Here is a 19,633-nt window from a genome sequence, read left to right as displayed (position 1 = left end):
CTGGGGTTTTAGCCGCTATACTACGCGCCTTCACGATACTCCTCCCCGCTTCGGAGCCCGCATGACCCAGGATCAACTCAAACAGGCTGTTGCCCAGGCCGCTGTCGATTTCATTTTGCCCAAGCTTGACGACAAGAGCGTCGTCGGTGTCGGCACTGGCTCGACCGCCAATTGCTTCATCGACGCCCTGGCCAAACACAAGACCGCCTTCGATGGCGCAGTTGCCAGTTCTGAAGCTACCGCCGCGCGCCTGAAGGGTCATGGCATTCCGGTCTACGAGCTGAACACTGTCAGCGACCTGGAGTTCTATGTTGACGGCGCCGACGAGAGCGACGAGCACCTGAACCTGATCAAGGGCGGTGGCGCGGCCCTGACCCGCGAGAAAATCGTCGCGGCAGTGGCCAAGACCTTCATCTGCATCGCCGATGCCAGCAAGCTGGTACCGGTCCTAGGCGCTTTTCCGCTGCCAGTCGAGGTCATCCCAATGGCTCGCAGCCATGTGGCGCGCCAACTGGTCAAGCTGGGCGGCGACCCGGTGTACCGTGAAGGTGTCATCACCGATAACGGCAACATCATTCTCGACGTCTTCAACATGCAGATCACCAATCCGGTAGAGCTGGAAAGCCAGATCAATGCCATTGTCGGCGTGGTCACCAACGGCTTGTTCGCTGCCCGTCCAGCCGACCTGTTGTTGCTCGGCACCTCTGAAGGCGTCAAGACCCTCAAGGCCTGAAGGTCAGCTCAAAGACTCGTTACTCGGTCGGCTTCTTGAACACGTAAAACAGGTTCGGCTCGCTGACCAAGTAGATGGTCCCGGCATCGTCCATGGCGATCCCTTCGGCTTGCGGCACGCTGCGCTTCAAGCCCTGGAAGCCCTTGCGCAGCGACATTGTGCTCAGGGGCTTACCCTTCACATCGAGCTCCAGCACCAGCTGCGACTCATCCGACAGCGCCAGCAAATGCCCGCTGCGCTCATCGAACTGCAGGCTCGACAGGTCGCGTACAAACAGCCGCGAGTCGCGTTTCTGGTCCTGCACTACATGCACGGCGTAAGGTTGCTCCGGATTGTCATGGGGGAACCCGTGCACCTCGTAAATCAGCATCGGGTCGCGCTCCTTGGCAACGAACAGACGCTTGCCCGCCGAGTCGTAGGCCAGCCCCTCGAATCCTTTATTACCGTTCAGGCCGATACCCAGGGTGAGTTGCTCGGCATCCTTGGCATCCAGAAACAGAGTGTTGTCACTCAGGTGGACGCGAATCAGGCGCTGCTCACGCTCGTCCGTGATCACGTAACTGCCCGGCCCGACATACTCCACCGCTTCGGGATCACCAAAGCCGGTCAACGGCACACGGCGCAGAATACGTCCGTCCAGCGACAGCTCGATCAGCTCTGACCGCTTGTTGGTTACGGTAAACAGGCTTTTGCGGTCGGGATCGAAGGTCAGTGCGGAAATGTCGTCATCCAGACCTTCTACGGTCTGTGCTTCGATGATCACGCGGTACTGGTCCAGGCCAATACTCTGCTCGAATGGCTGCCACCAGGCCTTGAGGTTGAACCAGCCCCGCTCGAACAAGCGGTACTGTTGACCCGCAAGCGCAAGCACGAGCAAAGCCAGCAGGCTGGCAACCAGGAAAATCAGAGGCAGGCGGATGTAACGGCGCATTCAGGGGGACTCAGTAGGTGACTGCCTGAATCTAACCACATGCAACTGAAGCCAAGCTTAAATCCTGATCAGGGCTTCTTGAAACGATAGAACAAGTCCGGCTCGCTGACGATGTACAGGGTGCCCTGATCGTCCATGGCCACGCCTTCAGCGCGTGGAATACGCTTGTTCAGGCCATTGAAACCGCCCAGCAGGGTCATGAAGCTGACTTGCTCACCCACCTCGTTCAACTCCAGCAGCATATTGGAGTCGGCAGACAGCACCAGCATGTGCCCTGTACGCGGATCAATACCCAGGGCCGAAAGGTTGCGCAGGTCCAGTTCGTCGTTTGGCAGCGGCTGTTTATCCCCCGTCAACGGGCTGTGTCCGTCGCTGTTCCAGGTAAACAAGGCAGGTGGACGCTCTTCACCAAGCACGATGCGCTGCTGGCGCGGGTCCCAGGCTACTGCCTCGAAAGCCTTGTTCTGGTTTTCCGACGGCCCGAGGTCGTATTGTGGGAAATCAGCAACATTCAACGAACGGGTATCGGCGTTCAGGGTAACGATGGTCATTTTGTGATCACGTTCGTCGACAATCGCCAAGCGCCCACCCTCGAGTGCAGCAACACCTTCGGGATTGCTCCAGCCAACCAACGGTATTTTGCGCAGCACATCACCTTCGAGGGTCAGTTCCACCAGGAAGGGGTTCTTGCCCATCACCGCGAACAGAGTCTTGCTGATCGGGTTGTAGGTCAGATCGGAAGCTTCATCATCTTCCATGCCAGGCAATACCTTGGCATCGATGTCGACTTTGTAGTCCGGCAGCCAGATGCTGGCTTTTTGCTCAACAGGGCTCTCGAAACCCTCCTGCAACCACAGCAACCCGCGATCATCCCAGTGCATGGCAATTGCCACGCCATAGCCAATGATGGCTGCCGCAGCCAACCAGGTCGACCAACGCAAGGCGAGCCCGCGCTTTCGTGCAGACGGCACCGATTTACCGGAAGGAAGGGGAGTGGCCATGGGATCTATGCTCTTTTTTGCCAGTTAATATCACATTACTGGCACTTCGTAGAGCCAGACCGGCAAGCATTATCCGGATTGATTGTGAAAAAAACGCCAAAAGCTGACAAAGCGCGGGCAGCCAGCGTGGCTGGCTGCCGCAAAGGACTACAACACTCGGCTTTCGAAGCGGCTTGCGCCCGGCAGTTCCAGAATCAGTTCGTCGCCCGGATTGAGCGGGCCTACGCCAACTGGCGTACCAGTCAGGATTACATCTCCTGCCTGCAGGCTGAATTGCGAGGCCATGTGCTGGATCATAGGCACGATCGGGTTAAGCATCAGGGCGCTGTTCCCATCCTGACGCACCTCACCATTGATGGTCAGGCGAATACCGATGTCAGCAAGATTTTCGAAGGTACTCCCGGAAACAAAGGGCGGCAGCACACAAGCACCGTCAAAACACTTTGCGCGCTCCCACGGCAGACCCTTGGCTTTGAGTTCGGCCTGTAGGTCGCGAAGGGTCAAATCGAGTGCCGGGGCGAAACCGGAAATGGCGTCGAGTACTTCTTCCACGCTGGGGTCGGTAGACAACGACTTGCCCAACAACACCGCGATTTCTGCTTCGTAATGCACCGAGCCACGCTCAGTCGGGATTTTGAAACCGCCATCCAGCGGCACCACACAGCTGCCTGGCTTGATAAACAGCAGCGGCTCAGTGGGGATAGGGTTGTCCAGCTCTTTGGCGTGCTCGGCATAGTTGCGCCCGATGCATACCACCTTGCCCAGGGGAAAGTGAATACGCGTGCCGTCTACATACTGGTGCTGATAGCTCATTACCGACTCCTGGCGCTATTGGAAGCTCTTATTGCCTTTGACTTACTCGACAGCGAAGATTTTGCCCGGGTTCATGATCCCGTTGGGATCGAACACCGCCTTCACCGCTTTCATGTATTGGATTTCCACCGGGGAACGGCTGTAGGTGAGGTAGTCACGCTTGGTCATGCCGACACCATGCTCGGCGGAGATCGAACCGTTATACCGCTGGACGATCTCAAACACCCATTTGTTCACCGTAGCGCACTTGGCAAAGAACTCGTCCTTGCTCAAGGTATCGGGTTTGAGAATGTTCAGGTGCAGGTTGCCGTCGCCGATGTGGCCATACCAGACCACTTCAAAGTCTGGGTAGTTTTCTTCGACGATCGCGTCGATATCCCGTAGAAACGCTGGCACTTTCGATACAGTAACCGAGATGTCGTTCTTGTAAGGTGTCCAGTGCGAGATGGTTTCGGATATGTACTCGCGCAACTTCCAGAGGTTCTGCAACTGCTGCTCGCTCTGGCTCATCACCCCATCCAGCACCCAGCCCTGCTCCACGCAGTGCTCGAAGGTGGCCAAGGCAGCGTTGGCGACCTCTTCAGTGCTGGCTTCAAACTCCAACAGTGCGTAGAACGGACAGGGTGTGTCGAACGGCGCGGGAACATCGCCGCGACCCATGATCTTGGCCAGCGCCTTGTCGGAAAAGAACTCGAAAGCAGTCAGGTCGAGCTTGTCACGGAAGGCATGCAGCACCGGCATGATCGAATCGAAGTCCGGGGTACCCAGCACCATGGCCGTCAGGTTGTTCGGAGCGCGATCCAGACGCATCGTCGCCTCAACCACCAGGCCCAGTGTTCCTTCGGCACCGATGAACAACTGGCGCAGGTCGTAGCCAGTAGCGTTCTTGATCAGGTCTTTGTTTAGCTCCAGCACGTCACCGGCACCGGTTACTACCTTCAGGCCAGCAACCCAATTACGGGTCATGCCGTAGCGAATCACTTTGATTCCGCCGGCATTGGTGCCGATATTGCCGCCAATCTGGCTGGAACCTGCGGAGGCGAAGTCCACCGGATAGTACAAACCCTTGTCCTCGGCGAAGTTCTGCAACTGCTCGGTAATCACCCCCGGCTGGCAGACCACCGTGCGGTCGAACTCATCGAAAGCCAGGATCTGATTCATATAGTCGAAAGACACGACCACTTCGCCGTTGGCTGCCACCGCTGCCGCCGAGAGTCCCGTACGCCCACCCGAAGGCACCAGCGCGACCTTGTGCTGATTGGCCCAGCGGACAATGGCCTGAACCTGTTCGATACTCTTGGGGAACACGATTGCCCGCGGTGCCGGGGCAAAATGCTTGGTCCAATCCTTACCGTAAGTTTCGAGGGAAGCGGCATCGGTCAGCACCTTGCCAGGCTCTACCAGGGTCACCAGCTCATCAAGCAATGCAGAATCGGTCATCGACAGAACTCTCGAACAATTCATAGTCACCCTGAGCACACTTCACGTGCCAGGGGCTGGGCGTATAAGGGGGTACTCATGCTAGCATACGCCCCCGCTGATCGTGCTTTAGGCCGATGCTGCGAGAGCTTCACTTCCCTGCCATTTTTCTCCGGGACACAGGTTTACGCAGATGAGCAAGACTTCTCTCGATAAGAGCAAGATCAAGTTCCTTCTACTCGAAGGCGTCCACCAATCCGCCGTGGACGTCCTCAAGGCCGCCGGGTATACCAACATCGAGTACCTCACCGGTTCTCTGCCCGACGCCGAACTGAAAGAAAAGATCGCTGATGCCCACTTCATCGGCATCCGCTCGCGCACCCAACTGACTGAAGAGGTTTTCGACTGCGCCAAGAAACTGGTCGCTGTCGGCTGTTTCTGCATCGGTACCAACCAGGTCAACCTGGACGCGGCCCGCGAGCGCGGTATTGCCGTGTTCAATGCGCCGTACTCCAACACCCGTTCGGTTGCCGAACTGGTGCTGGCCGAAGCGATCCTGCTGCTGCGCGGCATCCCGGAGAAAAACGCTTCCTGCCATCGTGGTGGCTGGATCAAGAGCGCGGCCAACTCCTTCGAGATTCGCGGCAAGAAACTGGGCATCGTCGGCTACGGCTCGATCGGTACTCAACTGTCGGTCCTGGCTGAAAGCCTGGGCATGCAGGTGTTCTTCTACGATCCGCTGACCAAGCTGCCACTGGGCAACGCCACCCAGGTCACCAGCCTGAACGAACTGTTGGGAATGGCCGACATCGTTTCGCTGCACGTGCCTGAGCTACCGTCCACCCAATGGATGATCGGCGAGAAAGAAATTCGCGCAATGAAGAAGGGCTCGATCCTGATCAACGCCGCTCGCGGCACTGTGGTGGAGCTGGATCACCTGGCCGCCGCGATCAAGGACAAGCACCTGATCGGCGCGGCTATCGACGTGTTCCCGGTAGAGCCTCGCTCCAACGACGAACAGTTCGAAAGCCCGCTGCGTGGCCTGGACAACGTGATCCTGACCCCGCACATCGGTGGTTCCACCGCCGAAGCGCAGGCCAACATCGGTCTGGAAGTTGCTGAAAAACTGGTCAAGTACAGCGACAACGGTACGTCCGTATCGTCGGTCAACTTCCCTGAAGTTGCCCTGCCAGCGCACCCGGGCAAGCACCGCTTGCTGCACATCCACGAAAACATTCCTGGCGTGCTCAGCGAGATCAACAAAGTCTTTGCCGAAAACGGGATCAACATCTCTGGTCAGTTCCTGCAGACCAATGAGAAAGTCGGTTACGTGGTAATCGACGTTGACGCCGAGTACTCAGACCTGGCGCAAGAGAAACTGCAACACGTCAAGGGCACTATCCGTTCCCGCGTACTGTTCTAAGTTCCTCTAGCGTGACATCGCGGGGCAAGCCCGCTCCCACAGGATTTAACTAACCTGTGGGAGCGAGCTTGCCCCGCGATGGTTTAAGCCCTTACTTGACAGTAACGGTGATTTTCTTCGATTCGACGCTTGGCTTGAATGGCACATGGAACTTGTCGCCCAGTACCAGTTGCAAGGTGTGTTTGCCTGGCGTCAGGGTCAGTTCAACTTCGGTTTGAGCCTTGCCAAAGTGCAGCACTTGCGGACCGGCAGGCAATGCGCCCTTGTTTTCCGGCAGCAGGCTGGTTGGCAAAACCTGATCTGCAGCAGGCTCCTTATCCACATCTACCAGCAAGTGGTGATGACCGCTATGCGGGGTCTGATCACCCGCAGGCTTGAGCGCCATACCCTCGATGCCGAATTTGACGGTAAAGGTTTTGTCGACGGTTGCGCCATCAGCCGGGGAAACGATGTAGACCTTGGCGTCTTTGGGCGGCTCCTGGCTCTTCAGGCCTTCGGCTGCAGCGGCGAACGCCGACACTCCCATCATCAGGCCGACAACGGCTGCACGCGATACTAGGCTTTTCATTCACTTCTCCTGTGATTCTTTTCTTCAGTAGCTTTTAATAACCTTTGCCAGTGAAACAAAAGGCAATGGCTTGTAACCATAGATCAATTGATTCAGGACATATCCGAAATTTCGCACAGAAATTTTTTACCCGTGGGCCTAACATCCAAGCGCCAATGCTGTCCTAAGCTGCGTTCGACCGTGGCATCATCATAAAGCTCCGGCGATTTTTTCACTGCCAATGAATTCAAGGGATTTAAATGCGTTTAACCATAGGGATACTAGTTGCCGCCCTGTTCAGCCCCTGGGCACACGCTGAATTGATCGATGATGTGAACGACCGTGGCGAACTTCGCATTGCCGTTGAAGCCAACATGCCGCCGTTCAACTTCAAAGATGACGGCAAGCTGACGGGCTTTGAAGTCGAACTTGGCCAGGCCCTGGCGGGTGAGCTGGATATTCGCGCAGAATTCGTAGTAACCACTCGCGACGACTTGCTCCAGGGTGTAGAGAGCGGCAAATACGACATTGCCATGAACCAGATTGCCGCCACTCCCGAGCTCAAGGATCGCCTGGACTTCAGCGAACCCTACAGCTATTCCAGCGCGCAACTGATCGTACGCAAGGAAGAGAAACGCCCGTTAAGCAACCTTGAAGCGCTTAAGGGTCACAGCCTGGGCGTGGCTCAGGGCAGTCAGTTTGCCGAACAAGCCCGCGGTGTCGAGGGCGTTGACCTGCGCAGCTACCCAGATGCCACCCAGTCAATCAAGGACGTGGCCAACGACCAGATCGATGCTGTCATCAGCGACCGCCTGTTGGTGCCCTATGCCATTCGCGACAGTCAGCAAGCCGTTACCGAAGGCGCAACTGTGGGGCCGATTCTGAGCCTGGCAATTCCTTTTCAGAAAGGCAATCCAGCGTTCCACAGCGCCGTGGACAATGCCCTGCAACGCATCAAGGCCGACGGGCGGCTTGCGGCGATGTCGCAGAAATGGTTTGGCCTGGACGCAAGTAAGCCGCCGAAGTGATTTTCGCGGGGCTTGATAAACCCGCCGGAGCAGGCTCACCCCGCGAAAACTCAAAGTTCAGAGCTGGTTCAATGCCAGCTCTGCCGACTCAAGTTCAAGCTCGCTGAAAACCAGCACACCCTCGCGGCGTAGAAGCGCTGTGGTTACCCCTTCACCGCTCACCTTGGTGCCACTGAACGTGCCATCGTACGTCAGCACATTACCGCACGAAGGGCTACCCGCCTTGAGCACGGCGATACGTATGCCGTGACGACGAACCAGTTCCAGCGCCCGTTGTGCACCAGCCAAAAACTGCGCACTGACATCCTCGCCATCCACCGTGACTATCTGGGCATTGCCATCGAGTACGGCGCCGCCCTGGCCCCCGGGAATTTCAGCAGGGGCTCGTGGCGTTGGTAGCCCTCCTGCCACTTCCGGACACAAAGGCACGACACGGCCTTCGCGCTGCCAATGCCGCAGCAGGTCCGGGTGACCGCTGGTGCGGCCGTCGTAGCGTACCGGCTGGCCCAGCAGGCAAGCGCTGACCAAAACCCTGGGCAATTCAGAACGGCTCATTGCCACGTCGGCGGAACCATCCGGTGACCGATAAGCGCTCGCGCCGGGCCGGCAGCACTTCATGAGGAATGTCACCCGAGAGGAATACCACCAGGCAACCGCCGATGGGCTGCACATCGTGCTCCTCACCGTTCTTGAGGCTCATGCGCAACTGGCCGCCATCGTCGGGCGTCCAATCATCGGCATTCAGATAGATGACCGCCGATACTGTACGTCTATCGTCATCTCGGAAGCGGTCCAGGTGCTTGCGGTAAAACGCCCCTGGCGGGTACAGGGCAAAGTGACATTCGAAGTCCTCAAGGCCCAGGAACAACCCACGATTGAGGGCTTCACGCAGGCCTTCCATCAGTTCCAGGTACTGGTCGCACGACTCGGCCTGACCCGGCTCCAGCCACTGGATATGATCGCCGCGAATACCCTCGCGAACCTCCTGAGTAGCACCCCGCCCTACCGCTGCAGGTGCCAGCTCGCCCTCAGCGGCGCGGGTACGACACTCAGCCGCCAGCGCCAGGGTCAGGGACGCTGGAAGGAAGATGTCCTGCTGAGACCAGCCACAGGTGGCCAGGTCGTCGACAATGCGCAACAGCAGCGGGTGTTCAGGAGATAGAGGCATGCCGCGCATAGTATCCATCTGCTGCGAAAACCGACAGCGCCACTTAGCTGAGAGTATGCAATGGCTTCTCGACAAAGCCCGGCAACGCCAAGACAATAGCGCCCTGCCGACAGGAGTCCTGAATGCGCCGTTTGTTTTTTCTGCTTGTAATGATCAGCACCACGCCTGTCTGGGCAGACAGCCTCGACCAACTCTACAAGGTCGCCGGCTGGCCCGAGCAGCGCGCCCACTTTACCGATGCCCTCGATGCCGCCCAGCAGCGCTATCGCAATAGCCTGCCGCCTGCCGTTTACCAAGCCCTGGTGAATAACAGCAACCAGCGCTTCCAGGCCCAGGCAGTGGACAAGCGTGCGCAAACCCAACTGCGCGCCAACCTCAGCAACCCCTCCCCGGCGCTGGCGTTCTTCCAATCCCCGCTGGGGCGCAAGATCGTCGCCGCCGAACTGCTGGCCACCCGCCGCGATCAATTGGCCAAGAATGCCAAGGGTTTGCCCAAGATCGAAGCCAGCGACAATCGCCTGCTGATTATTGGCCATCTCGCCCAGGCCCTGCCTGCCCGTGAAGCCGGTGCCGAGGTCAGCTTGGCGATTGCCGGGGTTGCGGCAGACAGCCTCAGCCAGATGATCCCCGGCCTGCTCGGCGGTGGCCAGGCGCAAGGCCTGCTGGACGGTCAACGCCAGCGCTTGATGCAGCAAATCGGCAGCGAGCTGAACAACACCCTGCTGTATGTGTATCGCGACCTGTCGGATGAAGAGCTGGACGAGTTCGCCACTTTTGCCGAATCGGCAGAAGGCAAGGCTTACTACAAGGCCGCCCTGGCCGCGATTCGTGCGGGACTGGCTGTCGGCCAGAGCACCTCCGAGCTGAAGTGATCAGCCCAGGCGCTGATCGATAAATTCGAAATAGCGCTGGCGGATCGCTGGCAGCTCATTGACCAGATGATGGCGCGCCTCGGGAATCAGCAGAATCTGCGGCGCGGCGAATTTCTCCTGGAGTACCTTGAGGTTGTGCGGCCAGTCCACGGTCATGTCTGACTGCCCTTGGATAATCAAGGGGCGGCGCATACTGGCCGGCGCTGCTTCTATGCGTTTTACCCACTCCACCAACGCCCCCACCCATGCCGTTGGCAAACGCCGTGGCTGCAACGGGTCCGTCTGTAAAAATGGCAAGAACGTCGGATCATTACTGTTTTCACTGAAGCGCCGCGCAATGCCGTTGACGAATGGGCGCAACAGCCGATAACTGAGTTTCGACCACCGCCAGGCGCGAGGCCGCACCAAAGGTGCCAGCAGAATCACCTCACCTTGAGCCGGGCTTTGCCCATCGCCGTAAAGCAGGTGATCAATAACAATCGCGCCACCCGTGCTTTGCCCGCACAAATGCCAAGGCTGCGGAAGGTCAAGCGCACGCCCCTGCTCGAACAGTGCCAGCAGCACCTGTTGGTAGTCTGCAAAATCATCGATGCTGGCCCGCGCTCCGCTGGACAGACCATGCCCTGGCAGGTCGCAGGCAATAACCGCGTAACTCTGATCCAGGGCCCAGTCGATCACGTGACGGTACAAACCCATGTGGTCGTAGAAACCATGCAGCAACACCAGCGTCGCCACCGGAGCCGCTGGCAGCCAGACCTGCCCCACCAGCTCGTAACCGGCTGCCTCGAAGCGTCCAAGCCAGCGCTGCACAGCGTCCCTGCGGGCAGGCAAATCCAGCCCATAGAAACGCTGATAGGCCTGAGCCTGGGTCGATAACGGCTGACGCGCACTCAGCGGGAGCAGGCTGGCGCGTAACGAGTCGGGCTGAAATGACGCGGGCATAGAGAATTTCCAGACAGCAAAAGCGGGATATTGACCTGTGATATTCAGCTGTCGTCAGCGGCATGGCAAGCTAGGCAACTTTTTCCGGAACTTGCCCTCATGCTCGCCGCCTCAAAACGCACAGTGCTCAGCCTGATAATCGCTGCAATTTGCGCCGCGGGTGTGTGGTGGGCCTATGACAACTTCCAGAGTCGCTACCTGCGCACCTTCGACAACCAGACCGCGCTGTTTTCTGGCGACCGCCTGCAGCTACCCCCGACCATCGCGGGGCCTGGCGCAATCCGTCTGGTGCACTTCTGGGACCCTGCCTGCCCGTGCAATGTCGGTAACCAGCAGCACCTGGCCGAACTGATCGAGCACTTTGCAGCACAGGGTGTGGAGTTCTATGCGGTGCAAAAGCCCGGCAGTCGTGGACAGTTGCCGAGCACCTTGAGTGCACTTAAGCCGCTCGCAGGGCTGCCGGGCGCCGAGCACTTGCCTGCCAGCCCCGCCGTCGCAATCTGGGACCGCCAGGGCAACCTTGCCTATTTTGGCCCTTACAGCGAAGGGGCCACCTGCAATTCGAGCAACAGCTTCATCGAGCCGATTCTGCTGGCGTTGAGCCAAGGTCGGGCAGTCAGCGCCACCCACACCCTGGCGGTGGGTTGCTACTGCCCGTGGGACGGCTAACGCAAGCGCGCCGGATTACCCACTACCGTCGCCCTGGCCGGCACATCGCGCGTCACCACACTGCCGGCACCAATGACGGCGTGGTCACCAACAGTCACCCCGGGCAGGATGATCGCCCCGCCACCAATCCACACATTGTTGCCGATCTTCACCGCACGCCCACTTTCCAGGCCGCTGCGGCGCACCTTGGGGTCTAGCGGATGATCCGCGGCATAGATCTGCACAGCCGGTCCAATCTGGCAATCATCACCAATGCTGATCGGGCAAACGTCGAGCACAACGCAGTTGAAGTTCATGAACACGTTGCTGCCAATACTGATGTTGTAGCCGTAGTCGCAATAGAACGGTGGACGAATCACCACACCATCGCCGACCGCATTGAGATGTTCTTCCAGCAACGCATGGCGCTGTTCGTTGAGTAACTCGGCACTGTTGTTGTAGCGCTGCATCCAATGCTTGTTAGCGACCTGTTCGGCCTGTAGCTCTGGACAATTTGCGTGATAGAGCTGACCGGCGAGCATCTTCTGTTTTTCGCTGAGATTCATCATGCCTCCTTTGGGACTATCTTCTGTCCAGGTTTACCTCGATGATCGGACCACAAAATCCGCTAAAAAGTACAAGGAGTCCTGATGAAGCGCAGCCTGACTGTTCTCGCTGTGGTCATTGCCGCGGCAGCTGGCGGTGGTTACTGGTATGTGCACGGCAAGATGCCGCAGCGCGATGGCCAGGTGACCCTGGCCAGCCTGCAAGCCCCGGTCAGTGTGCGTTACGACACCCGCGGCGTACCGCATATCCAGGCCGCCAACGAAATCGACATGTATCGCGCCCTGGGCTACGTACATGCTCAGGATCGGCTGTTCCAAATGGAAATCATCCGCCGCCTTGCACGCGGCGAGCTAGCCGAAGTGCTCGGCAGCAAACTGCTGCCCACCGACACACTGTTCCGCAGCTTGCGCATTCGCGAACAAGCCGAACGCTATGTTGAGCGTCAGGACAAACAGGCACCCGCCTGGCTCGCGCTGCAGGCCTACCTCGACGGCGTCAACGCCTGGCAGGCCGGTCACCCGAAACCCATGGAATTCGATGTACTGGGGATCCCACCGCGTCCCTTCACCGCCCAGGACACCGTAAGCATTGCCGGATACCTGGCCTATAGCTTTGCCGCGGCCTTTCGTACCGAACCGGCGTTGACCTTCGTGCGCGACCAACTGGGTGGCGAGTACCTGAAAATCTTCGACCTCGACTGGAACCCCGAAGGTGCTCTGCACACCCGCCCGCCGCTGGCACAAGCCGACTGGAAAAGCCTGGAACACCTGGCTCGGGTCAGTCAGCAAGCCCTGAGCGAAGCGGGTATTCCACAGTACGAAGGCAGCAACGCCTGGGCTGTATCCGGCAGCCGTACCCGCAGTGGCAAGCCGTTGCTGGCGGGCGATCCGCATATCAGTTTTGCCGTACCCGCGGTCTGGTATGAAGCGGAACTGTCGGCGCCCGGCTTCAATCTTTACGGTTATCACCAAGCGCTCAACCCCTTCGCATTGCTGGGACACAACCGTGAGTTCGGCTGGAGCCTGACCATGTTCCAGAACGACGACGTCGACCTGATCGCAGAGCAGGTCAATCCAGCCAATCCCGATCAGGTGCGTATCAACGGTCAATGGCAAACCTTGGCCGTTACCCATGAGCAAATCGCGGTGAAGGGTGAAGACCCGGTAACCATCACGCTGCGCCGCTCGCCTCACGGCCCCATCGTCAACAATGTGCTGGGCGAAAATGCCGGACCCACGCCGATTGCCATGTGGTGGGCGTTCCTTGAAAGTGAGAATCCGCTGCTCGACGGCTTTTACCAGATCAACCGCGCCGACACCCTGGACAGGATGCGCGCCGCCGCAACAAAGGTTCAGGCACCCGGACTCAATCTGGTTTGGGCCAACGCCCTTGGCGACATTGGCTGGTGGGCCGCAGCACAGCTTCCGATTCGCCCGGATGGCGTCAACCCGGCGTTTATCCTTGACGGCAGTACACCACAGGCTGACAAGCTCGGTTTCTATCCTTTCAGCGCCAACCCGCAGCAGGAAAACCCGGCTAGCGGCTACATCGTCTCGGCCAACTATCAGCCACCTGCGGCCATGCCCATTCCGGGTTACTACAACATGCCCGACCGCGGTCAACAGCTGGATCGCCATCTGGCTGATCCACAGACCAAGTGGGATACACAGAACAGCCAAGCGCTGCAGCTCGATACCTCTACCGACTACGGACGACGTACCTTGGCGCCGCTGGTGGGCACCTTGCGCGAAATAGCCTCTGGCGAGCAGGAGAAGGAGTTGGTCGAGCAGTTGGCGAGCTGGAATGGCGATTATCCGCTGGATTCGGTCAGTGCCACCTTATTCAACCAGTTCCTCTACGACCTGGCTTACGCAGCCCTGCATGACGAACTCGGTGATGCCTGGTTCCAGACCATGATTAACACTCGCGTCATTGATGCGGCCATGCCACGCCTTGCCGCAGACGCTCACTCGCCTTGGTGGGGACAACATGGCAGCAGCGAGCATGGCGACCGCACAAGTGCGGTCAGGCAAGCCTGGCAAGCAAGCCTTGCGCATTTACGCGAAACCCTTGGCCAGGACCCTACGACTTGGCAGTGGGGCAAAGCGCATACCTTGACCCACAATCACCCACTGGGCTCGCAGAAACCGCTGAACCTGCTGTTCAACGTCGGCCCCTTCGCCGCGCCGGGAAGTCATGAAGTGCCGAACAACCTGTCGGCAAAGATGGGCCCGGCGCCTTGGCCAGTCACCTATGGCCCGTCGACTCGACGCCTGATCGACTTTGCCGATGCCGGTCACGCACTGACCATCAACCCGGTGGGACAAAGCGGCGTATTGTTCGATCCGCACTATGCCGATCAAGCCAAGGACTATATTGCAGGGAAATACCACAAGGCGCAGATGGGGGTGATTCCGGCGCAGAGCACCTTGCGGTTGTTGCCCGGTAAATAGAACATGGAAAAACCGAGGTCCGATCAATAGGGCCTCGGTTTACATACCATGCAACGCTAACTCGATCGCAGCGTGTCAATCACACCGCACTGCGGAGCAAGCCCGCTTTCGTAGAGAAGGTCCAGTCGTTGGCTCGGATGGCAATCAGAACGCCGGCAATACTGCGCCGCTGTACTTCTTCTCGATGAAGGTTTTCACTTCCGGGCTGGTCAACGCCTTGGCCAGTTTCTGGATGGCATCGCTGTCCTTGTTGTCTGGACGCGCTACCAGGAAATTCACGTAAGGCGAGTCGGCACCTTCAATTACCAGGGCGTCCTTGGCAGGGTTCAGACCAGCTTCCAGTGCATAGTTGGTGTTGATCATGTCCAGGTCGACCTGATCCAGCACACGCGGCAGCATGGCCGACTCAAGCTCGCGGAACTTCAGCTTCTTCGGGTTCTCAGCGATGTCTTTTGGCGTTGCCAGGGCATTCTTCGGATCTTTCAGGGTGATCAGGCCAGCCTTTTGCAACAGCAGCAGGGCGCGGCCACTGTTGCTGCCTTCGTTAGGAATGGCAACCGTGGCGCCGTCCTTCAGTTCGCTCAGACTCTTGACCTTCTTCGAGTAGCCACCGAAAGGTTCAACGTGTACGCCGATGACAGTTTCCAGGTGCGTGCCTTTACCTTCGTTGAAGTTCTTCAGGTAGGGCAAGGTCTGGAAGTAGTTGGCGTCCAGGCGCTTCTGGTCAACTTGAACGTTTGGCTGCACGTAGTCGGTGAATACCTTGATCTCAAGGTCGACACCTTCTTTTGCCAGCGTCGGTTTGATCAGCTCAAGGATCTCGGCATGCGGCACAGGGGTAGCTGCAACTACCAGCTTTTCGCCAGCATGGGCAAAACCTGCAACCGACAGAGCGGCCGCCAGAGCAGTGAACAACAGAGCCTTTTTCATGCGCAGTCCTTATTCGAATACAGCGCCATCGGTCGACGGCAAAAATAGGTTGCCAGCATTTTGATAGCTGGCTTGATGCGGACAATACCGATAATTTTTATACCAGAACAATATCTTTTAATTCGCCGCTTATTCCAAATAGGCATTGAACGAGCAGCAGACGTGTCTAGCCCTATGCCACACCCTTGGTTAGGCGCGTCAAGGTTAGCTCCAACACGTTTTGCAAGGCATGACGCTCGCCTGCCACCGCGCGATTGCACAATTGATCAAGCTGAGTGGCCAAGGCTTGCAGCGGCGTCGGCAGGTTCAGGTGTTGCGGCAAAATCTCGTCGCCACTGCTCACCAGTAATGCGAAGTGAATGACGTTTTCCAACTCGCGGGTGTTGCCCGGCCAGCTGTGCAACTCCAGCACGCGCTGGGCCGCCTCGCTGATCATTGGCACCGCAAGGTTGAGACGCGGGCTGTAGATGCCCACGAAGTACTCCGCCAGCGGCAGAATATCGCCAACGCGGTCGCGCAGCGCCGGCAGTTCCAAATGGCCCTCGCGCAAATAGTGATACAGACGGTCATAAAACTTGCCAGCACTGACCGCTTCACCCAGGTCGATGCTCGATGCCGCCACCAGACGTACATCCACCGGGTTCGGTTGCTGGGCACCCACGCGGGTAACTTCGCGGTTTTCCAGCGCGGCGAGAAGCTTGGTCTGAATCGCTAGCGGCAAATCGGCTATTTCGTCCAGGTACAAGGTGCCGCCGTTGGCCGAGCCAAACCATCCAGCCCTGCTGCTGGCCGTACCGCCATGGGTGCCGGCGGTGTAACCGAACAACTCGGCGTCGGCATAAGTCGGGCTGATCGCCGCACAACTGACCGATACAAACAAGCCGCCCCGATCACTGGCACGGTGGATCTGCCGGGCCAACAACTCCTTGCCCGTGCCCGTCTCGCCGCGAATCAGCACGGGTAGCGCCAATGGCGCGAGCCGTTCAAGCTCCTCACGCAATTGCCGCGAACGCTGGTCGACAAACACCAGCGCCTTGGCGCGAATGCTCAGCGGGCTTTTGTCCGACTCGGGAAAGGTCAGCAGCGGCTGACCGAAGGTGTCGTGATTACTCATGGCAAGCTCCCGCCGTCAGCATCTGGGGCCGGGCGTTGAATCTGGAAAAATGACAGGGCCTGGAATCAGGCGCGGCGAAGCGCGTGCTGCTCCAGGCGATTCTGCAGGCGATACAGATAGGCGAAACCCTGCTCCCAGCGACGGTGCCCGGACTTCACATTGATATGCCCGGCGCCAGCAAGAAAGCCAACTTCGGCGCCCCAGGCGCGCGCCAACTGCATCGCTCGCGGGGCGCTGATTGCCGGATCGTTGTCGGAACTGACCACCTGACTTGGAAATGGCAACACCTGCTGCGAGATCGGCGCAAAGTTACGCAACGCGAGTGCACAGGTCGGACGCTCGACATCCGCCGGTGCTACCAACAACGCCCCGCGCACCCGACGCAGCAAGCTGACGCTGGCCTGCGCGGCCCAGTGCGCAACCGTGATGCAGCCAAGGCTATGGGCAATCAGAATGACCGGCGAATCCTCCGCGGCCACGGCTTGCTCGAGTGCAGCAACCCAATCCTGACGCTGCGGGGTTAACCAGTCGTGCTGCTCGACCCGCGCACTGTTGGGCAGTACCTGCTGCCAGTGACTCTGCCAATGATCCTCTGGCGATCCTTGCCAGCCCGGCACAATCAGGTAACGGATAGAGGTGTTGCGCATGGGGCGCCTCCTGCTGGGTTTTGCGTGCTTGAAGCTAAGTATAGGGCCATGGTTATATTCGTAAAGGAATAAGAAGCTATTTATTAATAACCAAAATACCATTCCGACACTCTACTTCTTGCCGCTTGAAACGTGCAGCTAAAAAAAAGAGACCATCCCCTGCCGAGGAATGGCCCCTGAAGACTTGCCTGAAACAGGTTGCTTAGCGAGCAGTGATCACCGACAAGCGGGTGATGCCCGCGCGTTCGATCGAGGCCATGGCTCGTGCCACTTCGCCATAGTTCACGCCATCGTCAGCCTGCAGTTGTACGCGCAGCTCCGGGTCTTTGGCCTTGGCGGTCTGCAGACTGGTTTCCAGTAGCTCCGGCTGGATTTCGTCCTTGTTGATGAACACTTTGCCAGCGCCATCGATACTCACCACCAACGGGTCCTTCTGTTCAACCGGGGCCACCGCCTCGGTTTTTGGCAGGTTGATGGGAATAGCGTTGGTGAGCAGTGGCGCGGTTACGATAAACACCACCAGCAATACCAGCATCACGTCTACCAGCGGCGTTACGTTGATCTCACTGAGTACTTCGTCGCTGTCCTGGGTTGAGAAAGCCATATCAGGAGGCCTCCTTCACTTTTTGCGGGCTGGTGTTGGCTGGCTTGTACGCGGCTGGATGAACCAGAACCCGAAAAGCGCTCTTCTGCGCCAGGCTGTAGAAGTCATGGGCGAAGTCATCGAGATCGGCAGCGGTGAGCTTCAAACGCCGCAGAAAGTAGTTGTAAACCAGCACTGCCGGTACTGCGACGGCAATACCCACACCCGTGGCGACCAGCGCCGCACCAATCGGACCAGCAACGGTCTCGAGGCTGGCTGAGCCTGCAGCGCTGATACCCTTCAGTGCTTCCATGATGCCCCACACCGTGCCGAACAAGCCGATGAACGGCGAGGTACTGCCAATACTGGCGACCACGGCCAGGCCAGTTTCAAGAGAGCGCCGCTCACGCACAATTTGCTGGCGCAAGGCGCGCTCCAGACGGTCCTGATGGTTAATGGCCTGGCTCAGGTCAGTGGCTTGACCAGGCTCACCGACAGCAATGGCCGCATAGCCTGCCTGTGCCACCCGCGCAGCGGCGCCGGGCTGGCTTTCACTCAGCTCAGCCGCGGCGTCCAGGCTGGAAGCGGCCCAGAATTGCTTGTGAAAGCGCTTGTCCTGGTTTTTCAAACGTACGAACTGCGCGCCCTTGACCAGGGCCAGACCCCAGGTGACGACAGAAAAAGCCACCAGCAGCCAGATCACCGCGCTTTCGATGGATTCGAGGGGGGATGCCAATAACGTCATGATCAATACTCTCTCTATTAGCGCGAATTAGTGGATCTTGAATTCGATGGGTACGCTCACCCAGCCATCGAGGGCCACGTTCCCCTGCTTGGCCGGAACAAAACTCCAGCGCTTGACCGCTTGCAGTGCCGCCTCGTCGAGCTGCTGGCGACCGCTGCTTTTTTGCAGCTGAATGTCCCCGGGCTTACCGCTGGCCAGCACATGCACCCGCAACAGAACCGTGCCTTCCCAACCCCGTCTGTGCGCCAGTGCCGGATATTCCGGCGCCGGATTCTTCAAATAACCCGCGTTGGCCGAGGCCGGCGTCACCGCTGCAGGTGCCGGTGGAGCCGGCGGTTGTGGCGGCGCAGGCGGTTGCTCAACGGCCTTCGGTGCAGGCGCGGGCGCGGGCGTGGGCTTGGGTTGAGCTTTAACAACCGGCTTGGGCTTGGGTTTAGGCACCGGTTTAGGTGCGGGTTTAGCCGCCAGCTCATCGATCACTGGTGGCGGTGGTTCCACCACCGGTTGTGCAGGCGCAGGGGGTGGAGGCTCGACCACAGGCGGTGCCGGTTGCGAAAACTCGATGGTCATCGGCGGAATTTCCGGCGCCACCACTGGCAGCAGCGGCGCAGGTGCCTGGCTGAGCCAATAAGCCACTGCACCATGCAGCGCCAGAGCAAAAACTCCCAAGAGCACTTTTTCTCGATAACCCAGGGTACCTTTTGGCGTGCGCTGCAAACGCTGGCGCCCCAGCGGTACACGGTGCGGCCGGCCGAGGTCGACCAACTCGCCGCTTGGCGTTTGGCGCCAAAGCACATCAAGCGTGGCGGCGGTCTGGACATTACCCATTGATCAGCTCCTGGACTTTCTGTGTTTTCACCGATGGCAGCTCGACTGCCTTCGTTGGGCGAATCATCACTGCTCAATGCTTATTTCTTAAAGTAACTTTTATCTAATTAATTAGACCCAGAAGGCATATATAAACGTGCTACTTACCCCAACGCCCCGCCGTTCAAGGCTTTGCCTCAACCGTCGAATGGGTCATGCCTGCCACGCATTGAAAGTATTCGCGGCAGGCATCGAAAAACGC

General features: G+C 58.7%; 21 protein-coding genes. 6 read left to right on the top strand and 15 right to left on the bottom strand.

The features are described 5' to 3' along the window. Nucleotides 1–61 precede the first annotated feature (61 nt). A complete protein-coding gene (gene rpiA, locus H8F21_RS06875) occupies nucleotides 62–733 on the top strand; it encodes a ribose-5-phosphate isomerase RpiA (RefSeq protein WP_203481012.1) in 672 nt (223 codons plus the stop codon). Nucleotides 734–752: 19 nt separating this feature from the next. Here rpiA and H8F21_RS06870 read toward each other — a convergent pair whose 3' ends face one another. From H8F21_RS06870 to H8F21_RS06855, 4 genes are all read right to left on the bottom strand, one after another. Continuing rightward, nucleotides 753–1,664 carry an SdiA-regulated domain-containing protein gene (locus H8F21_RS06870; protein WP_203584169.1) on the bottom strand — a complete coding sequence of 304 codons (912 nt, stop codon included), beginning with the start codon at nucleotides 1,662–1,664 and terminating at the stop codon, nucleotides 753–755. 68 nt (nucleotides 1,665–1,732) lie between these two features. Further along, nucleotides 1,733–2,665, bottom strand: coding sequence for an SdiA-regulated domain-containing protein (locus tag H8F21_RS06865; protein ID WP_203481013.1), 933 nt, complete (start codon nucleotides 2,663–2,665; stop codon nucleotides 1,733–1,735). 147 nt (nucleotides 2,666–2,812) lie between these two features. Next, nucleotides 2,813–3,478: a fumarylacetoacetate hydrolase family protein gene (locus H8F21_RS06860; protein WP_203481014.1), complete on the bottom strand. Its 666-nt coding sequence runs from the start codon at nucleotides 3,476–3,478 to the stop codon at nucleotides 2,813–2,815. A gap of 42 nt (nucleotides 3,479–3,520) precedes the next feature. Continuing rightward, nucleotides 3,521–4,918: an FAD-binding oxidoreductase gene (locus H8F21_RS06855; protein WP_203481015.1), complete on the bottom strand. Its 1,398-nt coding sequence runs from the start codon at nucleotides 4,916–4,918 to the stop codon at nucleotides 3,521–3,523. A gap of 172 nt (nucleotides 4,919–5,090) precedes the next feature. On the opposite strand from H8F21_RS06855, the gene serA reads away from it, so the two are divergent. After that, nucleotides 5,091–6,320, top strand: a complete 1,230-nt coding sequence (gene serA / locus H8F21_RS06850; protein WP_203481016.1) for a phosphoglycerate dehydrogenase — start codon at nucleotides 5,091–5,093, stop codon at nucleotides 6,318–6,320. Nucleotides 6,321–6,411: 91 nt separating this feature from the next. Here the strand turns inward: serA and H8F21_RS06845 are convergent, their stop codons facing one another. Then, complete coding sequence (locus H8F21_RS06845) at nucleotides 6,412–6,888, bottom strand: DUF4399 domain-containing protein (RefSeq protein ID WP_203481017.1); 477 nt, start codon at nucleotides 6,886–6,888, stop codon at nucleotides 6,412–6,414. A gap of 239 nt (nucleotides 6,889–7,127) precedes the next feature. Between H8F21_RS06845 and H8F21_RS06840 the strand changes: the two genes are divergently transcribed. Next, on the top strand, nucleotides 7,128–7,895 hold the full coding sequence (locus H8F21_RS06840) for a transporter substrate-binding domain-containing protein (protein WP_203481018.1): 768 nt from the start codon (nucleotides 7,128–7,130) through the stop codon (nucleotides 7,893–7,895). A gap of 57 nt (nucleotides 7,896–7,952) precedes the next feature. Here H8F21_RS06840 and H8F21_RS06835 read toward each other — a convergent pair whose 3' ends face one another. After that, entirely contained in the window at nucleotides 7,953–8,450 is a 498-nt protein-coding gene (locus H8F21_RS06835) for a 2-thiouracil desulfurase family protein (protein WP_203481020.1), read from the bottom strand. Next, nucleotides 8,437–9,072, bottom strand: coding sequence for a 2OG-Fe(II) oxygenase (locus tag H8F21_RS06830; protein ID WP_203543911.1), 636 nt, complete (start codon nucleotides 9,070–9,072; stop codon nucleotides 8,437–8,439). Before H8F21_RS06830 ends, H8F21_RS06835 begins: the two co-directional genes overlap by 14 nt. 113 nt (nucleotides 9,073–9,185) lie before the next feature. Here H8F21_RS06830 and H8F21_RS06825 point away from each other — a divergent pair, with 113 nt between their 5' ends. After that, nucleotides 9,186–9,935, top strand: coding sequence for a DUF2059 domain-containing protein (locus H8F21_RS06825; RefSeq protein ID WP_203481021.1), 750 nt, complete (start codon nucleotides 9,186–9,188; stop codon nucleotides 9,933–9,935). On the opposite strand, the gene bipL is transcribed toward H8F21_RS06825, so the two are convergent. Next, the gene (bipL, locus tag H8F21_RS06820; protein WP_203481023.1) at nucleotides 9,936–10,877 is read right to left on the bottom strand and encodes a phospholipase BipL; all 942 of its coding nucleotides are present in this window, start codon (nucleotides 10,875–10,877) and stop codon (nucleotides 9,936–9,938) included. 99 nt (nucleotides 10,878–10,976) lie between these two features. On the opposite strand from bipL, the gene H8F21_RS06815 reads away from it, so the two are divergent. Then, on the top strand, nucleotides 10,977–11,546 hold the full coding sequence (locus H8F21_RS06815) for a DUF6436 domain-containing protein (RefSeq protein WP_203481025.1): 570 nt from the start codon (nucleotides 10,977–10,979) through the stop codon (nucleotides 11,544–11,546). On the opposite strand, the gene H8F21_RS06810 is transcribed toward H8F21_RS06815, so the two are convergent. Further along, nucleotides 11,543–12,091: a sugar O-acetyltransferase gene (locus tag H8F21_RS06810; protein WP_203481027.1), complete on the bottom strand. Its 549-nt coding sequence runs from the start codon at nucleotides 12,089–12,091 to the stop codon at nucleotides 11,543–11,545. The genes H8F21_RS06815 and H8F21_RS06810 overlap by 4 nt on opposite strands. Before the next feature lie 84 nt (nucleotides 12,092–12,175). On the opposite strand from H8F21_RS06810, the gene H8F21_RS06805 reads away from it, so the two are divergent. Further along, nucleotides 12,176–14,545: a penicillin acylase family protein gene (locus H8F21_RS06805; RefSeq protein WP_203481029.1), complete on the top strand. Its 2,370-nt coding sequence runs from the start codon at nucleotides 12,176–12,178 to the stop codon at nucleotides 14,543–14,545. Between the two features lie 144 nt (nucleotides 14,546–14,689). Here H8F21_RS06805 and H8F21_RS06800 read toward each other — a convergent pair whose 3' ends face one another. The 6 genes from H8F21_RS06800 to H8F21_RS06775 form a co-directional block, all read right to left on the bottom strand. Beyond that, nucleotides 14,690–15,475 carry a MetQ/NlpA family ABC transporter substrate-binding protein gene (locus H8F21_RS06800; RefSeq protein WP_136473980.1) on the bottom strand — a complete coding sequence of 262 codons (786 nt, stop codon included), beginning with the start codon at nucleotides 15,473–15,475 and terminating at the stop codon, nucleotides 14,690–14,692. A 172-nt stretch (nucleotides 15,476–15,647) separates the two neighbouring features. Continuing rightward, nucleotides 15,648–16,589: a sigma 54-interacting transcriptional regulator gene (locus tag H8F21_RS06795; RefSeq protein WP_203481034.1), complete on the bottom strand. Its 942-nt coding sequence runs from the start codon at nucleotides 16,587–16,589 to the stop codon at nucleotides 15,648–15,650. Nucleotides 16,590–16,654: 65 nt separating this feature from the next. Continuing rightward, complete coding sequence (locus H8F21_RS06790; RefSeq protein WP_203481036.1) at nucleotides 16,655–17,236, bottom strand: alpha/beta hydrolase; 582 nt, start codon at nucleotides 17,234–17,236, stop codon at nucleotides 16,655–16,657. Nucleotides 17,237–17,438: 202 nt separating this feature from the next. Beyond that, the gene (locus H8F21_RS06785; RefSeq protein WP_203481038.1) at nucleotides 17,439–17,840 is read right to left on the bottom strand and encodes an ExbD/TolR family protein; all 402 of its coding nucleotides are present in this window, start codon (nucleotides 17,838–17,840) and stop codon (nucleotides 17,439–17,441) included. A gap of 1 nt (nucleotide 17,841) precedes the next feature. After that, the gene (locus tag H8F21_RS06780) at nucleotides 17,842–18,564 is read right to left on the bottom strand and encodes a MotA/TolQ/ExbB proton channel family protein (RefSeq protein WP_203481040.1); all 723 of its coding nucleotides are present in this window, start codon (nucleotides 18,562–18,564) and stop codon (nucleotides 17,842–17,844) included. A 27-nt stretch (nucleotides 18,565–18,591) separates the two neighbouring features. Further along, on the bottom strand, nucleotides 18,592–19,392 hold the full coding sequence (locus tag H8F21_RS06775; protein WP_203481042.1) for an energy transducer TonB: 801 nt from the start codon (nucleotides 19,390–19,392) through the stop codon (nucleotides 18,592–18,594). Between the last annotated feature and the right edge of the window lie 241 nt (nucleotides 19,393–19,633).

This window comes from Pseudomonas arcuscaelestis, from assembly GCF_016881005.1.
In the GTDB taxonomy this organism is placed as follows: domain Bacteria; phylum Pseudomonadota; class Gammaproteobacteria; order Pseudomonadales; family Pseudomonadaceae; genus Aquipseudomonas; species Aquipseudomonas arcuscaelestis.
This window is presented reverse-complemented; position numbering and strand designations above follow the sequence as displayed.

Bases quoted from the DNA above. Each gene is read 5' to 3' on its own strand.
- bipL (WP_203481023.1), bottom strand. From the start codon at position 10,877: ATGCCCGCGTCATTTCAGCCCGACTCGTTACGCGCCAGCCTGCTCCCG.
- H8F21_RS06860 (WP_203481014.1), bottom strand. From the start codon at position 3,478: ATGAGCTATCAGCACCAGTATGTAGACGGCACGCGTATTCACTTTCCC.
- H8F21_RS06785 (WP_203481038.1), bottom strand. From the start codon at position 17,840: ATGGCTTTCTCAACCCAGGACAGCGACGAAGTACTCAGTGAGATCAAC.
- H8F21_RS06855 (WP_203481015.1), bottom strand. From the start codon at position 4,918: ATGACCGATTCTGCATTGCTTGATGAGCTGGTGACCCTGGTAGAGCCT.
- H8F21_RS06830 (WP_203543911.1), bottom strand. From the start codon at position 9,072: ATGCGCGGCATGCCTCTATCTCCTGAACACCCGCTGCTGTTGCGCATT.
- H8F21_RS06795 (WP_203481034.1), bottom strand. From the start codon at position 16,589: ATGAGTAATCACGACACCTTCGGTCAGCCGCTGCTGACCTTTCCCGAG.
- H8F21_RS06780 (WP_203481040.1), bottom strand. From the start codon at position 18,564: ATGACGTTATTGGCATCCCCCCTCGAATCCATCGAAAGCGCGGTGATC.
- serA (WP_203481016.1), top strand. From the start codon at position 5,091: ATGAGCAAGACTTCTCTCGATAAGAGCAAGATCAAGTTCCTTCTACTC.
- H8F21_RS06775 (WP_203481042.1), bottom strand. From the start codon at position 19,392: ATGGGTAATGTCCAGACCGCCGCCACGCTTGATGTGCTTTGGCGCCAA.
- H8F21_RS06815 (WP_203481025.1), top strand. From the start codon at position 10,977: ATGCTCGCCGCCTCAAAACGCACAGTGCTCAGCCTGATAATCGCTGCA.
- rpiA (WP_203481012.1), top strand. From the start codon at position 62: ATGACCCAGGATCAACTCAAACAGGCTGTTGCCCAGGCCGCTGTCGAT.
- H8F21_RS06810 (WP_203481027.1), bottom strand. From the start codon at position 12,091: ATGAATCTCAGCGAAAAACAGAAGATGCTCGCCGGTCAGCTCTATCAC.
- H8F21_RS06805 (WP_203481029.1), top strand. From the start codon at position 12,176: ATGAAGCGCAGCCTGACTGTTCTCGCTGTGGTCATTGCCGCGGCAGCT.
- H8F21_RS06840 (WP_203481018.1), top strand. From the start codon at position 7,128: ATGCGTTTAACCATAGGGATACTAGTTGCCGCCCTGTTCAGCCCCTGG.
- H8F21_RS06870 (WP_203584169.1), bottom strand. From the start codon at position 1,664: ATGCGCCGTTACATCCGCCTGCCTCTGATTTTCCTGGTTGCCAGCCTG.
- H8F21_RS06825 (WP_203481021.1), top strand. From the start codon at position 9,186: ATGCGCCGTTTGTTTTTTCTGCTTGTAATGATCAGCACCACGCCTGTC.
- H8F21_RS06845 (WP_203481017.1), bottom strand. From the start codon at position 6,888: ATGAAAAGCCTAGTATCGCGTGCAGCCGTTGTCGGCCTGATGATGGGA.
- H8F21_RS06800 (WP_136473980.1), bottom strand. From the start codon at position 15,475: ATGAAAAAGGCTCTGTTGTTCACTGCTCTGGCGGCCGCTCTGTCGGTT.
- H8F21_RS06790 (WP_203481036.1), bottom strand. From the start codon at position 17,236: ATGCGCAACACCTCTATCCGTTACCTGATTGTGCCGGGCTGGCAAGGA.
- H8F21_RS06835 (WP_203481020.1), bottom strand. From the start codon at position 8,450: ATGAGCCGTTCTGAATTGCCCAGGGTTTTGGTCAGCGCTTGCCTGCTG.
- H8F21_RS06865 (WP_203481013.1), bottom strand. From the start codon at position 2,665: ATGGCCACTCCCCTTCCTTCCGGTAAATCGGTGCCGTCTGCACGAAAG.